The organism is Rugamonas rubra (assembly GCF_900114705.1).
Lineage (GTDB): Bacteria > Pseudomonadota > Gammaproteobacteria > Burkholderiales > Burkholderiaceae_D > Rugamonas > Rugamonas rubra.
The window spans coordinates 238210-253561 of record NZ_FOTW01000011.1 but is presented as its reverse complement, the minus strand read 5'-3'; the positions used below and the strand labels follow the sequence as shown (position 1 = coordinate 253561).

The 15352-nt window shown below is 69.5% G+C and carries 7 protein-coding genes; 1 reads left to right on the top strand and 6 read right to left on the bottom strand.

The window, feature by feature from the left end; translation table 11 throughout:
* Entirely contained in the window at nt 1–1122 is a 1122-nt protein-coding gene (locus tag BM252_RS13085; RefSeq protein WP_093388011.1) for a M14 family metallopeptidase, read from the bottom strand.
* A 272-nt stretch (nt 1123–1394) separates the two neighbouring features.
* Nucleotides 1395–2894 (bottom strand): succinyl-CoA:acetate CoA-transferase ScpC, encoded by a 1500-nt coding sequence (gene scpC, locus BM252_RS13080; RefSeq protein ID WP_093388010.1) that lies wholly within the window; start codon nt 2892–2894, stop codon nt 1395–1397.
* 113 nt (nt 2895–3007) lie between these two features.
* Between scpC and BM252_RS13075 the strand changes: the two genes are divergently transcribed.
* On the top strand, nt 3008–3898 hold the full coding sequence (locus BM252_RS13075) for a LysR substrate-binding domain-containing protein (protein ID WP_093388008.1): 891 nt from the start codon (nt 3008–3010) through the stop codon (nt 3896–3898).
* A 32-nt stretch (nt 3899–3930) separates the two neighbouring features.
* Here the strand turns inward: BM252_RS13075 and BM252_RS13070 are convergent, their stop codons facing one another.
* The 4 genes from BM252_RS13070 to BM252_RS13055 form a co-directional block, all read right to left on the bottom strand.
* On the bottom strand, nt 3931–5853 hold the full coding sequence (locus BM252_RS13070) for a fibronectin type III domain-containing protein (RefSeq protein ID WP_174900517.1): 1923 nt from the start codon (nt 5851–5853) through the stop codon (nt 3931–3933).
* A 116-nt stretch (nt 5854–5969) separates the two neighbouring features.
* A complete protein-coding gene (locus BM252_RS13065) occupies nt 5970–7073 on the bottom strand; it encodes a patatin-like phospholipase family protein (RefSeq protein WP_245774236.1) in 1104 nt (367 codons plus the stop codon).
* A 171-nt stretch (nt 7074–7244) separates the two neighbouring features.
* Entirely contained in the window at nt 7245–8699 is a 1455-nt protein-coding gene (locus BM252_RS13060; RefSeq protein ID WP_093388005.1) for a catalase, read from the bottom strand.
* Nucleotides 8700–8812: 113 nt separating this feature from the next.
* Nucleotides 8813–15118: an Ig-like domain-containing protein gene (locus BM252_RS13055; RefSeq protein WP_093388003.1), complete on the bottom strand. Its 6306-nt coding sequence runs from the start codon at nt 15116–15118 to the stop codon at nt 8813–8815.
* Nucleotides 15119–15352: the final 234 nt, after the last annotated feature.

Sequence of the window (15352 nt, the reverse complement as noted above, 5' to 3'; positions counted from 1 at the left end):
TCAGTCCAGCGACAGCAGGATGGGCTGCAGCAGCGCCGCGCCCAGCGCCGCGCTGCGCGCGCCGTTCCAGCCGACGTGGGCGTCGGGCAGGTCGGCGTTGTCCTTGAACGGCATCTCCAGGGTCAGCGCCAGGCAGCCGAAGTGGTGGCCGACGTATTTCGACGCCAGGGTCAGCATGTCCTCCTTGTACTTGCTGGCGGCGTAGCCGAACTTGTCCTGGAAGTCCGGGCTGGCGTTCTTGTAGCGCTCGATGAAAGCCTTCTGGCTGGCGGCCTGCTCGGGCGTGAAATTGCTCAGCATCTCGTTGCCGGCCACGAAGTTGTAGGGCAGCGCCTCGTCGCCGTGGATGTCGAAGAACATGTCGATGCCGGTCTCGTGCATCTTCTGTTTGACGTACAGCACTTCCGGGCTGCGCTCGACGGACGGCGTCATCCACTCGCGGTTCAGGTTGGCGCCGGCGGCGTTGGTGCGCAGGTTGCCGCGCACCGCGCCGTCCGGGTTCATGTTCGGCACGATGTAGAACACGCAGCGCTGCAGCAGCTTGCGGGCGATCGGGTTGGCGTCGTCGAGCAGCGAGTCCATCAGGCCTTCGACGAACCATTCGGCCATCGACTCGCCGGGGTGCTGGCGGGCGATGATCCAGATCTTCTTCTCCGCCTCGGGCCGGCCGATGACGACCAGGTTGAGGTCGCGTCCGTCGACGGTGTTGCCCAGGTCGAGCACGCGGGCCAGCGGGTTCTCGGCCACCTCGCCCAGCAGGCCCAGGTGGCGGTCGAACGAGTACGGCTCGAAGTAGGCGTAGTAGACGCTGTCGAGCTCGGGGGTGTGGCGGATCGTCATGACCTCGCCGTCGAAGCTGGTCGGCACGCGGAACCAGCTGTCGCCGTCGTAGCTGGCGACGGCCTGGTAGTCCTCGTAGCCCTTGGCGTAGGTGGCCTGGCCGGCGTTGAGGAAGCGCATGGTGCAGGCCTGGTCGCGGGCGCCCTGCAGGCGGAAGTGGAACCACTGGTGGATGTCGGCGTGCGAATCCTTGCGCAGGTTCAGGTCGATGGCGGCGGCGCTGTCGGCGCGCAGCACCTCGATGGCGCCGGAGTCGAAGTTTTGGCTGATTTTGATGGTCATTGCTGGTCCCGTAAAAATGGAAGTTGCCGATGCCGCTATTTTCCGCGTTTTACGCCGATTCGCAAAGCGCCGTCCGCTCCAGTTTGCGGCGAAGGCCGAATATTCGGCCGGCGAAACGGCAAAAGCCCGGCATTTCTTCAACGCCGGGCCCAAGAGGCAAGAAGCGGGGTCAGTGCCGACATTCGGACATTCACCGCCTGAATGTCCGAATGTCGGCACTGACCCCGGCGGTGCGGCGGTGTGACACCGGCGGTGACCCCGGCGGCTGTGGCTTAGGCGGCGGGCTGCAGCATCGTGCCGGCGGTTTTGTAGCGGGCGTGCCAGGACAGCGCCTTCTCCAGCACGTGCGGGGTCTGGCCGCCGCCGAGCAGGGCCTCCTCGTAGTAGGCGCGCAGCTGGGGGCGGTAGTCGGGGTGGGCGCAGTTTTCGATGATCAGCACGGCGCGTTCGCGCGGCGCCAGGCCGCGCAGGTCGGCCAGGCCCCACTCGGTCACCAGCACGTCGACGTCGTGCTCGGTGTGGTCGACGTGCGAGGCCATCGGCACCACGCTGGAGATGGCGCCGCCCTTGGCGACGGACTTGCTGACGAACAGCGACAGCTGGCCGTTGCGGGCGAAGTCGCCGGAGCCGCCGATGCCGTTCATCATGTGGGTGCCGCCGACGTGGGTCGAGTTGACGTTGCCATAGATGTCGAACTCGAGCGCGGTGTTGAGGGCGATGATGCCGAGCCGACGCACCACCTCGGGGTGGTTGCTGATCTCCTGCGGGCGCAGCACGATGCGCTGGCGGTATCGCTCGAGGTTGTCGATGAAGTGCTGGTGCATCTTGGCCGACAGGGTGATCGAGGAGGCCGAGGCCATCGCCAACTGGCCCGAGTCGAGCAGCTCGATGGCGCTGTCCTGCAGCACCTCGGAGTACATCGTCATGTCGCGGAACGGCGAGTCGATCAGGCCGTGCAGCACGGCGTTGGCGATGGTGCCGATGCCGGCCTGCAGCGGCAGCAGCTCCGGGCCCATGCGGCCGGCCTTGACCTCGCCCTCGAGGAAGGCGATGACGTGGCCGGCGATGGCGTCGGTCTCGGCGTCGCCCGGCAGCGCGTTGGACGGGCTGTCCGGGCTGTCGGTGATGACGATGGCGGCGATGCGCGCCGGGTCGACCTGGATGGCGCTGGTGCCGATGCGCTGCCAGGCGTTGATCAGCGGGATGGCGCCACGGCGCGGCCGCGGCGCCGGCAGGTAGATGTCGTGCAGGCCCTCGAGCGCCAGCGGCGCGGCCAGGTTAATCTCGACGATCACCTTCTTGGCCTGCAGGACGAAGTTGGCCGAATTGCCAACCGACATGCTAGGGACGATGCCGCCGTCGGCGGTGATGGCGACCGCCTCGATGACGGCGACGTCGACCGGCGCCAGGTCGCCCGAGCGCAGCTGCTCGGCGGTCTCGGACAGGTGCTGGTCGATGAACATCACCTCGCCACTGTTGATCTTGCGGCGCAGCGCGGCGTCGCTCTGGAACGGCAGGCGGCGCGCCACCACGCCGGCGCTGGCCATCAGGCCGTCGCTGTCGTTGCCCAGCGAGGCGCCGGTGATCAGGGTCAGGCGCAGCGGCTCGTGGCGGGCGCGCTCGACCAGCGCGGCCGGCAGCGCCTTGGCGTCGCCGGCGCGGGTGAAGCCGCTCATGCCGACGGTCATGCCGTCGGCGAACAGCTTGGCGGCCTGCTCGGCGCTCATCAGTTTTTCCATCAAGGCCGGGCGGCGGATGCGGTCTTCGTACATGTGTGCTCCTGATTGTTATACAGATTATGCGAAGCAGTATAAAATTAGTGAATCATTCGCTGTATGACTTAATTTCCTCTGTTTCAGTCGTTTTTTTCATGGCAAGGAAGACCATGGACCTGCGCTCGCTGCGCTATTTCGTCGAGACGGTGCGGCTCAACAGCTTCACCCAGGCGGCCGAGTCGCTGCACGTGACGCAGTCGACCATCAGCAAGATGGTGCGCCAGCTGGAGCAGGAGGTCGGCGCCCAGCTGCTGCTGCGCGAGGGCCGCAAGCTGACGTTGACCGACACCGGCCGCGTCGTCTTCGCGCGCGGCGAGGACATGCTGGCCACGCTGCGCCAACTCAACCTGGAGGTGCGCGACACCCAGGCGCGCACGCGCGGCAGCCTGACGGTGGGTATTCCGCCGATGATCAACCTGCTGTTCACGCCGGTGTTGAAGGCCTTCCGCGCGCGCTATCCGCAGATCGCGCTGACGCTGCAGGAGGGCACCGGACAGGCGATCGAGCGCCAGGTGGCGGCCGGCGAGCTGGAGATCGGCATGACGGTGCTGCCGGTCGATCCGGCGCTGGAGCTGGAGGCGCTGCAGATCGCCAGCTATCCGCTGTGGGCGCTGGCGGCGCTGGGCAGCTTCCGCAAGGGGCAGAGCACGCTGCGCTTCAGGGAGCTGGCGGCGCTGCCGCTGGTGCTGCTGAAGGACGACTTCGCGCTGACGCGCAGCCTGCGCGCCGCCTTCGCGCGGGCCGGCTTCGAGCCGCAGGTGGCGGCGCAGAGCGGCCAGTGGGACTGGCTGGTGGCGATGGCCTCGGCCGGCATGGGTGTGGCGCTGCTGCCGCAGCCCTTCGTGCACCGGCTGGCGATCGGTCGCATGGACGCGCTGCGGCTGGTCGAGCCGGAACTGCAGTGGCAGGTGGCGCAGGTGTGGAACGGGCGCTACCTGTCGCACGCGGCGCGCGCCTGGTTGGAGGTGTGCCAGGAGGTGCTGGGGACGCGCGTCGACTAGGCTTCGGCCGGGCGCGCCCCCGCGTGCCGCGTTTACGGTTTCGGTGTGCGGTAGGCGTCCACGCCGAACTCCATTTTGCCCGTGCCGCTTTGGTGCGCGCCGGCGTCCGGCGTGGCGTACTCATCGTTGAAGTTCGGCAGGCGCTGGGCTTTGCCACGGCCGAGGGAACCGGCTCTCAACGTAAAGTCGCCGATCGCCGCGACGTCCACAGTGGCCTTGAACACCTGTCCGCTAGTGCGCGGTCCGGTGGCGTCGTGCAGATCCGCCCTGACCAGGACGGGATCCAGAGTCGCGTTGAAGATAGGCTCGGCGTAAGTGCCATGTGCTTCGACCCCGTCGATCAGGCGCCCCCAATACACGTCATAGTCGATGTCGTTTTTACCGCACTCCTCATTCAATTGCACCACCGTCCACCACTTTGTGGCCGCCGATATGACGTTGTTGCGGCTCACCACGTTGCAAGTAGCGCCGCCGGCCATGCCGATCGCGCCGCCGGTTCCAACGTTATACGTCAGGCCGGTTCCCGCCGGTGGACGGGGTTGCAAATTTGTATTGTGGAAGAGATAGATGCGGCCGCCGTTCACCTTCTCGGTTTTGCTGCCGATCTTGAAAAAGTTACCGTGACTTGCAGTGTCTTGGTTGGCCGCGTTCGGATTGGCCATCCCAACGGTATCGCCAAGAACGTTCCTAAAGACATACAGAGGTCCCTGCGCAACGGCCGCCATGGCAATGCCCATGTAGGTGCGGTGCAGATAGTTGCCCCATATGCGAACGTTGCGGTTGCCGCCCTCCGATTCAATGGCATCGTCGTAGACGCCGGAGATGTTGTTGCCATAGATATCCGAATCGGCAAAGGGGAAGCCCTCGAAGGTGAAATTGGATTCGCCGCCTATGCCGTCGTTGAAATAGTGGCCGGCGACGGAACGAATCTCGTTATAGCGAATCACGTTGTTGGTGCCGCACTTGCCGAACATGATGGCCTGCGCCGAATTCGGATGCGTGACGGGCGCGGGCCCCCAATCCTGCGAACCGTAGCGCGGCTCGTAGATCCTGTTGCGTTGAATGGTGATGCGGCTGGCGCGTTGGTCGAGCGCGTTTACATAGCTATAGCAGTAGATGCCGGCATCGTACTCGCGTCCGGTGACGATCTTGTTGGTCGGCCCGGCGATCGGCGCCTCCTGGTTGCTGTTCAGGATGCCGCCACCGAAGCCGCTGATGTCGTTCTCCTCGATCACCACGTCGTGCGACGGCGCCATGATCGCGATGCCCTGGCGCTGGCAGTTCTTCAGGGTAAAACCACGCACGATCACATATGACGCTTTGACCGTGATGCAATTATTACCATTGCCCATCAGCAGGTTAGGCACGCCCATATCAATTTGCGAGCCGGGTTCGGGCACGTACAGAACGTAGGCATCCGGCCGGCCGGAGTCGACCAGTTCCAGCGTCTTGACTCCGCCCTTCATGATCCGGGTCTCGCCGATCGGATAATTGTCGCTCCAGGTGGTTTCGTTCTTGCTCTCGGTGGTGCCGCTTTGCAGTTGCACCTGCACCTCGTAGGACGTGCCCGCCTTCAACATGGTGAGGCTGCCGCGATACTCCTTGTTGCGCGGGTCGAACCACAAGGCCAAGCCCTCCTTCCACTCCTGCTGGCCCTGGGCACGGTAATGCACGGTGGCGGTGTTGCCTTCGGCGCCGTCGGGCGGCGCCCAGTACACGCTGATCGACTGGTAGGTCGGCACGGTGGAGAGGCCGGCGCCGAAGGTCGGCCGACCCAATCGGAATGCCAGGTTCGGCTCATAGGACAGCAGGTCGTCGCCACGGTCGGGATACTCGGGCGAGGGAACCAGTTTATTGTCGGCGTTGAACACCGGGGACTGGGCCTGGGCCGCGACGGCCAGCGTCGCCAGCAGCAGGCCGGCAGCCAGTTCGGGCAACCATGGGGTACGTTTCATTTTCATCCTTATATGTAAAAAATGTCATTTCAAATAGAGCAACAGTTCATTTTACTCAATACATTCTTTACAAGGAAGGAAATCCCGCTCCGCCGCACCGGACGGCCGAGGCACGCTCAGTCGAGCGGCGGCAGCTCGTGGATCAGCACGCCCTCGATCGGGTCGACCGGCTGCTCCCAGGGACGCTGCTCGATGAAGCGCCGGGCGTCGTCCTGGCCGGCCTGGCAGCGCTGGCGGATGCCCTGGGCGCTGAAGTCGATGTCCTTGGTGTGGTCCTCGTTGCCCAAGCGGGGCGCCTTCAGCGCGACGATGTGCATGGTGGTGCCGCAGCCCCAGGCGGCCAGCTCGCGCAGCTCGGCCGAGGCGGCCGCCTGGTCGGGCAGGTGCAGGCTGAGCTGGCGGATCACGTGGCGCAGCCGGTGCAGCTTGCGCTGCTGTTCGATGTTGCCGGCGCGGCTGGCGTACTGGATCTCCTTGTGCTTGTCGAGCACCTGCAGCACGCTCTGCGGCTCGCTGCCGTCCGGGTTCCACACCTGCACCGAGAAGATCACCGAGCTGCGCCGTGGCTCGTCGTCGAGCACCGCCTCGATCGGCGTGTTGGAGTAGATGCCGCCGTCCCAGTAGGGCTCGCCGTCTATGCGCACCGCCGGGAAGGCCGGCGGGATGGCGCCGGAGGCCATGATGTGCGAGGCGTCGAGTTTCTCCTTGCTGCTGTCGAAGTAGCGCATGGCGCCGTTGCGGGCGTTGACGGCGCCCACCGTCAGACGGGTGTGGTGGGCGTTCAGGTAGTCGAAGTCGACCAGGGTTTCCAGGGTGGTGCGCAGCGGCGCGGTCTGGTAGAAGGAGGCGCGCTCGGGGCCGACGCGGGCGTCGAGGTTCCACCAGGCGGCCAGGTTGGGTTCGAAGAAGGCGGGAATGCCCTGCCCCATGGTCATGGCGTTGGCGAAGGCGCGCGGCATGCCGGCGAAGCCGAGCGGGTTCTGCTCCATGCGCTGCCAGAACTGGCGCAGGCGCTCGAGCCGCTGGTGCAGCGGGTTGCCGGCGATGATGGCGGCGTTGATGGCGCCGACCGAGGTGCCGATGACCCAGTCCGGCTCGATGCCGGCCTCGTGCATGGCCTGGTAGACGCCGAGCTGGTAGGCGCCCAGCGCGCCGCCGCCCTGCAGCACCAGGACGACCTGGCCCGACACGGCGGCCTTGCTGCTGATGGTTTTTTTCAAACGACCTCCGCGAAACGCAAGCTAGTGGTGGGTTGCCAGCCTGATTGTAGTGCAGTTCCGCGTGGCGCAGGGGGAGGACCGGCGGCGCGGGCGGCGGCGCCAGGGCCGGGGCGGCGCGCCGGCCGAACGCGCCGGCGACGCGCCCGGCCCCACTCGGCGCCGCCCGGCGCGCTAGCGGGCGCGCGCCTGCAAGGCGGCGCGCACGCCGGCGCCGTAGGCCGGGTCGGCCTGGTCGAAGTGGCCCAGCTGGCGCTGCACGATCTCCGCGCCGACCTGGCTGAGCGGACCGGCCAGGTTGTCGAACAGGTTCTGCCGCTCGGCCGCCGTCATCAGGCGGAACAGGTTGCCGGCCTGGGTGTAGTCGTCCTCGCCGCCACGGCCGTCGTAGCGGCCGGCGGCGCCGTGCAGTGCCAGCCCCGGTTCGCCGTGGCCCAGGCCGGACGGCCGGCTGCCGGCGGCCTCGACGGTGGCGTAGTTCTGCGCGATGCCGCCGTTGGCGATGGCCATGGCGCCGTCGCGCTGCTGGTTGTGGAAGGGGCAGCGCGGCGCGTTGACCGGCAGGTGCTGGTGGTTGGTGCCGACCCGGTACAGCTGGGCGTCGTGGTAGGCGAACAGGCGGCCCTGCAGCATCTTGTCGGGCGAGTAGCCCATGCCGGGCACCACGTTGGCCGGCGAGAAGGCGGCCTGCTCGACCTCGGCGTGGTAGTTGTCCGGATTGCGGTTCAGTTCGAACACGCCGACCGGCTGCAGCGGAAAGTCCTTGTGCGGCCACACCTTGGTCAGATCGAAGGGGTTCCAGCCGGTGCGCGCCTCCCAGGCGGCCAGCTCGGCCTCGGTGGCGACCTGCAGCTTGACGTCCCAACGGGGGAAGTCGCCGCGTTCGATGGCCTCGAACAGGTCGCGCTGGGCGTGGTCGGGGTCGGCGCCGGCCAGGCGCGAGGCCTCGGCGGCGCTGAGGTTCTTGATGCCCTGTTGGGTCTTGAAGTGCCACTTGACGTAGACCCGCTCGCCGGCCTCGTTGACCAGGCTGTAGGTGTGGCTGCCGAAGCCGTCCATGTGGCGGTAGCCGTCCGGCGTGCCGCGGTCGGAGAACAGCATGGTGACCTGGTGCAGGCTTTCCGGCGCCTTGCTCCAGAAGTCGAACATCATGGTCGGCGATTTCAGGTTGCTCTGCGGGCAGCGCTTCTGGGTGTGGACGAAGTCGGGGAACTTGATCGGGTCCTTGATGAAGAACATCGGCGTGTTGTTGCCGACCAGGTCCCAGTTGCCCTCCTCGGTGTAGAAGCGCAGCGCGAAGCCGCGCGGGTCGCGTTCGGTGTCGGCGCTGCCGCGCTCGCCGCCGACGGTGGAGAAGCGGGCGAAGGTGACGGTGCTCTTGCCGACGCCGTTGAACAGCTTGGCCTTGGTGTAGCGCGAGATGTCGTGGGTGACGGTGAAGCTGCCGTAGGCGCCGGAACCCTTGGCGTGGACCACGCGCTCGGGGATGCGCTCGCGGTTGAAGTGCTGCAGCTTCTCGATCAGGTGGAAGTCCTGCAACAGCAGGGGGCCGCGCGGACCGGCGCTGGCGGAGTTCTGGTTGTCGGCGACGGGAATGCCGGAGGCGGTGGTGATGGGCGGCTGGCGCATTGCTTGCTCCTGTGGGGTGAACGATGGAATCATTCTAATTAGCCAAACCAATTAGACAAAGGCAATTAATTATATTGAATTAATAGCCTTTGCCTATCTCCCATTTGGCCAATTTACAGCAGCCACAAGCCCGTGCCCGAAAACTGGGCGCCGACCACGTCCTGCTGCGCCACCCACGCGCCGACCAGCTCGGCGCGCGTGTGCGTGCCGAGGAATTCGGTCCAGTGGGAGGCGCCGCCGGCCGCGTTGTCGCTCAGGCCGCTGTTGCCGTACAGCGCCTTGACGAAGGCGTTGTCGTCCAGACGATTGTAGCGCGCCTGGAACTCGGCGGAGGCGGCGAAGTTGGCCGCAAGCATGTCCGCGCCGGCGAAGTGTTGTACCCAAGCAGCGAGCCCATCCATGTCGGCGGCGCGGTCCAGCACCGCCTGGTACATCAGCCCCACGGTCTTCAGCGCGGCCGTGCCGGCCTGGCTGAAGGACAGGTCGACGCTGCCGTCGGCGAAGGCGCCCTGTTCAATTCCGCTGAGCGTGTCGACGTCGCCGTTGGCCTTATCGACCACCTTGAAGGCGCCGTCGCCGCCCAGCACCAGCCGGTAGCCGGCCAGCTTGCCGGCGTAGACGGCGGTGTCGACGCCGTCGCCGCCGACCAGGGTGTCGTTGCCGGCGCCGCCGTCGAGGCGGTTGTCGCCGGCGCCGGCGATCCAGCCGTTCTCGCCGGCCGGCGCGGCGGCGGCGACGGCCAGGCCGGCGCCGCCGCCCAGCTTGGCGCGGTGCTCGGCGCTGAGGGCGAAGTCGAGCACCAGCTGGGCGCGTTCGACGGCCGGCTGGCCGGCCTGGCCGCGCAGCGCGGCCAGCCAGTACTGCTGGCCGCCGGCGTCGGCGGCGCGGCCCAGCACCTGCTGGTAGAGCTGCTCGACGAAGGCGCCGTCGTCCAGCCTGGCCTGGGCGCCGCCCTGCCACTCGGCCGAGGCGAGGAAGGCGTCGGCGACCTGCGCGCTGGAGGCGCCGCTGTGCAGCCAGAAGTTGAGCCCGCCGAGGTCGGCGACGCGGCCGAAGGCGGCGTGGTACAGCAGCGCCAGCTCGGCCAGCTGGCCCGGCTTGGCGGCGAGGAAGGTCAGCTCGGCGCTGGCGCCGTTCAGCTCGGCGCGCGACAGCGTCTCGCCGGCCGCCGGGGCGAACAGCGCCGTCTGGTGCTGGGCGCTCAGCGTGCCGTCGGCGGCCAGGCGGAAGGTCCAGGCGCCCTGGCTGCTGCGGCCGGCCTGCAGCAGGTCGTCGCCGCTGCCGCCGAGCAGGCTGTCGTTGCCGACGCCGCCGACGACGGTGTCGCGGTCGGCGCCGCCGTCGAGGTAGTCGTCGCCGCCGGCGCTGCCGAGGAGGTCGTCGCCGCCGCCGCCGAACAGGCGGTCGTCGTCGGCGCCGAGGAAGATGTTTTGCGCCGCGCCGTCGCCGACCACGTAGTTTTGCCCGGCGCCGCCGCGCAGGGTGGCGGCGCCGACCACGGCGGCGAAGTCGACGTTGTTGAGCTCGACCACGCTGCCGGCCGCCATCTGCGTGGCGTCCAGCACCAGGCCGATGGCGGTGGCGTTGGGCGCGCCGCCGGCCGGCGGCGTGCTCGACGAGCCGTTCAGGTGGATGGTCTGCGGGCCGGCGCCGGCGGCCGCCGTCGGCGTCAAGCTGAGCACCTGCAACTGGGTCGTCGCCGCCAGCGATTGCAGGAAGGCGGCGCCCTGCCCTTCGAGCGCAGCGCCGGCGTCGGCCGCCGCGTGCTGGGCGATGCCGGCGTTGAGCGCCTGCGCGGCTTGGGCGGCGCCGAGCAATGCGACCGCGCCCTGCGCCTGCAGGCCGCTGCCGGTCGGCAGGGCGACACTGAGCGTGGTGCCGCCGGTGCCGCTGCCGGCGATACCCAGCGGAATGTCGGCCAGATGGGTGTTGGGCGTGCCGGCATCGTCGGGCCGGCCGGCCGGCACCGGCGCGACGGTGACGGTCTGTGTGTGCTGGCCGGTCTGCGGGTCGGTGGCGACGACGGTGACGACGGCGGCGCCGTCGACGACGCTGGGCACGCCGGGCGCCGGCGTCGGCGCGGGCGCGGGCGGCGTGCCGACCGCGTAGGCGTTCGAGTTGACCACGCCCAGGCCGCTGTTGCCGGCGCCGTTGTGCAGGCCGGCGGCGTTCAGCGCCACCACGTTGGCGCCGCTGTAGGGGCCGTCGGCGGCGGTCAGCGTGGCGCTCCAGGTGACCCCGCCGTCGCTGGACTGGACGGCGCTGAGCGTGCCGTGGCCGACGACGAGGTCGGCGTTGTCGAAGCCGCTGACGGCCTCGCTGAAGGTGATCGTCACCAGCGAGGTCTTGCCGGCCGCCAGCGCGGACTCGGCGACGACGATGCTGGCGCCCGGCCGCACGGTGCTGACGGCGTAGTTGTTCGAGTCGGCGCCGCCCTGCCCGGCGTTGCCGGCCAGGTCGACGACGCCGGCCTGGTCCAAACGCACTAGGTTGCTGGCGTCGCTGGTGGCCGCGCTCGGGGTCAAGGTGGCGCTCCAGTGCTGGCCGCCGTCGCTGGTGCTCAGGCCGCTCAGCGTGCCGTTGGCCACGCTCAGGTCGGCCAGCTCGAGGCCGACGACCCGCTCGTTGAAGCTGATGCTGACCAGCGTCGATTGGCCGGCCAGCAGGGTGGCGTCGGCGACGACGACGCTGGCGTGCGGGCGCTCGGTGTCGACCGTATAGGTGGGCGAGTCGGTGTGGCCGACGCCGGCCGTGCCGGCGCCGTTGACGACGCGGCTGTTGTCGAGGCGGACCACATTGTCGGCCGCGCTCAGGCCGGCCGCCGGGGTCAGTGTGGCGCTCCAGGTGAGGCCGCCATCGGCGCTGACCAGGGTATCGAGCGTGCCGTTGGCCAGCGTCAGGGCGCTGTTGTCGAGACCGTGTACTGGCTCGCTGAAGACGATCGTCAGGGTGGCGCTGTCGCCGATCGTCAAGGCGCGGTCGTCGAGCGTGATGGTGGCGCTCGGCACCCTGGTGTCGACGGCGTAGGCGTTGGACTCGGTGTGGCCGGCGCCGGCGTTGCCGGCCAGGTCGCGCAGGCCGGCGTTGGCCAGCGTGACGACGTTGTGGGCGGCCGCCAGGTTCGGCGTCGGCGTCAGCGTGGCCGTCCAGGTGATGCCGCCGTCGACGCTGGCGACGGCGCTGAGGCTGCCGTTGGCCACGCTCAGGTCGGCGTTGTCGAAGCCGGCGACGGCCTCGCTGAAGCTGATCGTCACCCGCGCGCTCTGGCCGGCCGCCAGCTGCGCCTGGTCGACGACGATGCTGGCGGTGGGCGCCGCGCTGTCGAGCGCATAGGCGTTCGAGCTGGCGTCCAGGCCGGCGTTGCCGCCGGCGTCGCGCAGTCCGGCGCCGAGCAGCGTGACGTGGTTGGCGGCGCTGTTCTGGCCGGCCGTCGGCGTCAGCGTGGCGCTCCAGTGGATGTGGTCGCTGGTGCTCAGCTGGCTCAGCGTGCCGTGGTCGGCCGCCAGGTCGGCCAGGTCGAACTGCTCGACGGCCTCGCTGAAGGTGATGTCGACCCGGCTGCTCTCGCCGGCCGCCAGCGCGGCGTCGGCGACGACGATGCCGGCGCTGGGGCGCAGCGTGTCGACGGCGAAGTGGTTGGAGGCGGCGACGCCGGCGCCGTGGTTGCCGTGCAGGTCGGCCACGCCGGCCATGTCGAGCGTGATCTGGACGTCGGCCAGCGTGGCGTCGGCGGCCGGCGTGTAGGTGGCGCGCCAGGTGGCGCCGCCGTCGGTCGTGGCCAGGCCGCTCAGGCTGCCGCCGGCCAGCGCCAGGGCGCTGCCGTCGAAGCCGCTGACGGCCTCGGAAAAGGCGATGCTGAGCTGGCCGGACTGGCCGGCCTTGAGCGCGTCGGCGGCCAGCGTCAGCGTGGCGCCGGGGCGCGTGGTGTCGACGGCGTAGGCGTTGGAGGCGACGCTGCCCTGGCCGGCGTTGCCGGCCAGGTCGAACACGCCGGACTGGTCCAGCGTGACGACGTGGCCGCCGCCGTCCTGGCCGGCGTTCGGCGTCAGCGTGGCGGTCCAGCTCAGGCCGCCGTCGGCGCTGGTGAGCTCGCCCACGCTGGCGCCGCCGACCTGCAGCGCGGCCTTGCCCAGGCCGCTGACGGCCTCGGCGAAGCGGATCGTCAGCACGCTGCCGCGCTCGCAAGTGAGCAGCGCGTCGGCCACGCTGACGACGGCGTTGGGCCGCACGGTGTCGACGGCGTAGCTGGCCGAGTCGGTGTGGCCGACGCCGGCGTTGCCGCCGCCGTTGACCAGGCCGGTGTTGTCGAGCCGCAGCACCTGGCCGGCCAGGGTGGCGTCGGCGTTCGGCGTCAGCGTGGCGCGCCAGTGGATGTCGTCGGCGGTGCTCAGGTCGCCCAGCGTGGCGCCGCCCGCCGTCAGGTCGGCCAGCGAGAAGCCGGCGACGGCCTCGGAGAAGACGATCTCGACGGTGGCGCTGTCGCCCAGCTTGAGCGCCGTGTCGCTCAGCGTGATGGTGGCGGTCGGCACGACGGTGTGGACGGCGTAGCTGTTCGAGCCGGCGCTGCCGCTGCCGCCGTTGCCGGCCTGGTCGTGCACGCCGGCCAGGTTGAGCGTGACGACGTTGTTCGCCGAGTTCTGGCCCGGCGGCGGCGTCAGCGTGGCGTGCCAGGTGGTGCCGCCGTCGCCGCTGGCGAGCCCGCTCAGCGTGCCGTTGGTGACGTTCAGGTCGTCCAGCGCCAGGTCGGCGACCGCCTCGGAGAAGGTGATGGTCAGCGTGGTGGTCTCGGCACCGGTGAGCTCGCTGTCGCCGACCAGCAGGGTCGCCGTCGGCGCCGTGCTGTCGAGCACATAGACTTGGCGGGCGACGGCGCCCAGGTTGCCGGCGGCGTCGCCGACGCGCAGCAGCAGCGTGCCGCTGCCGGCCAGCGTGACGTCGTTCCAGGCCAGCGTGGCGCCGCTGACGTAGGCGCTGACGTCGCTCCAGTGGGCGCCGTCGTCGAGCGAGCCCCAGACGTGCTCGCCGGCCGCCAGCGGCGCCGACAACACGGCGCGCACCGTCTGCGCCGGCGCGTTGGTGACGAAGTCGGCGGCGTCGGCGCCGCTGTCGGCCGACAGGGCCAGCTGGCCGATGGCGCCGGGCGCCGTGCGGTCCAAGGTCAGCTCGAGGGGGCCGCTGAGGGCGCTGCTCAGGCCGCCGCTGGCCGAGCTCAGCTGGGCGTAGACGCGGTAGTGGCCGTCGGCCAGGCCGGCGGTGTCCAGGCCGGCGACGCTCCAGCCGCCGTTGGCGACGGTGGCGCTGGCGCCGCGGTCGGTGCCGGCGTCGTAGGCGCCGTTGCCGTCGACGTCGAGGAAGACGCGCACCGTGCTGGCGCTGTCGCCGGCGGCGCTGCTGCCGGCGAAGGCCAGGCTGGTGGCGGCGGTGAGGTTGTCGCTGTCGCTGGCGCCGCTGTCGCCGGCGGCGGCCAGATCGGGCGCGCCCGGCGTGGCCGGCGCGACGTTGACGCTGATGGTGCGCTCGGTGACGGAATAGCCGTCGCTGACCCGCACGACGAAGCTGTCGGTGCCGATGTAGCCGGCCGCCGGCGTATAGGTGAAGGTGCCGACGGGCGCGATGTCGCCGCCGCCGGTGGCGCCCACGCCGCCGGCGAAATACAGCCTGCCGTGGCCGGGATTGCTGCCCGGGTACCAGCCCAGGTGCTGGCCGGCGTCGCCGTCGACAACATGCAGCAGGTCGGCGAAGCTGGTGGCGGCGGCGTCCTGCTGCACGTTCAGCGTGCTGGCGCCGGCGAAGACGGGGGCCGTGTTGCGCGGCGAGAGGTTGGACAACTCGACGTCGTCGAGCGCGATCGAGGCCGGCATGCCGCCTTCGGCGCGGATCGTCACCGACGTCACGCCGCGCAGAATGTCGCTGTTGAAGCGCTGCACGCTGGCATAGTACGGGTCGCCGTCGAAGTAGAAGGACTGCGAGCCCTTGCTGGTGGTGAGGATGTATGAGCGGCCGCCGCCGTCCAGGTCGGCGAAGTGGAAACCGCTCAGGTCGAAGGTGCGCCAGCCGTCCAGCGCCAGGGTCACCGAAGCCGGGTAGCCGTTGGAGCTATCGACGGCGAAGAACTTGCCGCTGAAATTGGCGATGTCGCCGATGCCCAGGCTGGCGCCGTCGTTGACCAGGCCCCGGCCGCCCGGCGCCGTCAGTGTCAGCACATCCTGGCCGACGGTCTGGGTGACGGCGAGGCTGAAGTCGCCCATGCCGGGCCAGGTGTTGCCGGTGGTCATGTCGTCGAAGCCGAAGACGGTCGACGGCGCGGCGGCGGCGTAGGCGCCGGGCGCGGCGCCCAGGCCCTGGGGCCGCATGGACCAGCCCGCCGCCAACGCGGACCAGGGTTGCGGCGGGATCGCTTGCTTGTCGATTGCTTGCATGGGGAGTTCTCCAAAGAATGGGTGGCGCGGGTGCTGCCTGGACGCGGCGGACGACGGGACGGCACGCCGGCGGCGCGCGCGGGCGCGGCGCGGCCGGCGTTAGTGCCTGGGCGTGGGCGTGTTGGACGGCAGCGGCGGGCTTATCGCATTACAGAAATCAATAAAGATTTCCAAATGATAAACTTGCTCTTCTCGCAGCTGAATAGTCCATTTGGACTGATTTGCCGGCGTCCG

Bases quoted from the DNA above. Each gene is read 5' to 3' on its own strand.
- BM252_RS13075 (WP_093388008.1), top strand. From the start codon at position 3,008: ATGGACCTGCGCTCGCTGCGCTATTTCGTCGAGACGGTGCGGCTCAAC.
- BM252_RS13085 (WP_093388011.1), bottom strand. From the start codon at position 1,122: ATGACCATCAAAATCAGCCAAAACTTCGACTCCGGCGCCATCGAGGTG.
- BM252_RS13070 (WP_174900517.1), bottom strand. From the start codon at position 5,853: ATGAAACGTACCCCATGGTTGCCCGAACTGGCTGCCGGCCTGCTGCTG.
- BM252_RS13055 (WP_093388003.1), bottom strand. From the start codon at position 15,118: ATGCAAGCAATCGACAAGCAAGCGATCCCGCCGCAACCCTGGTCCGCG.
- BM252_RS13060 (WP_093388005.1), bottom strand. From the start codon at position 8,699: ATGCGCCAGCCGCCCATCACCACCGCCTCCGGCATTCCCGTCGCCGAC.
- scpC (WP_093388010.1), bottom strand. From the start codon at position 2,894: ATGTACGAAGACCGCATCCGCCGCCCGGCCTTGATGGAAAAACTGATG.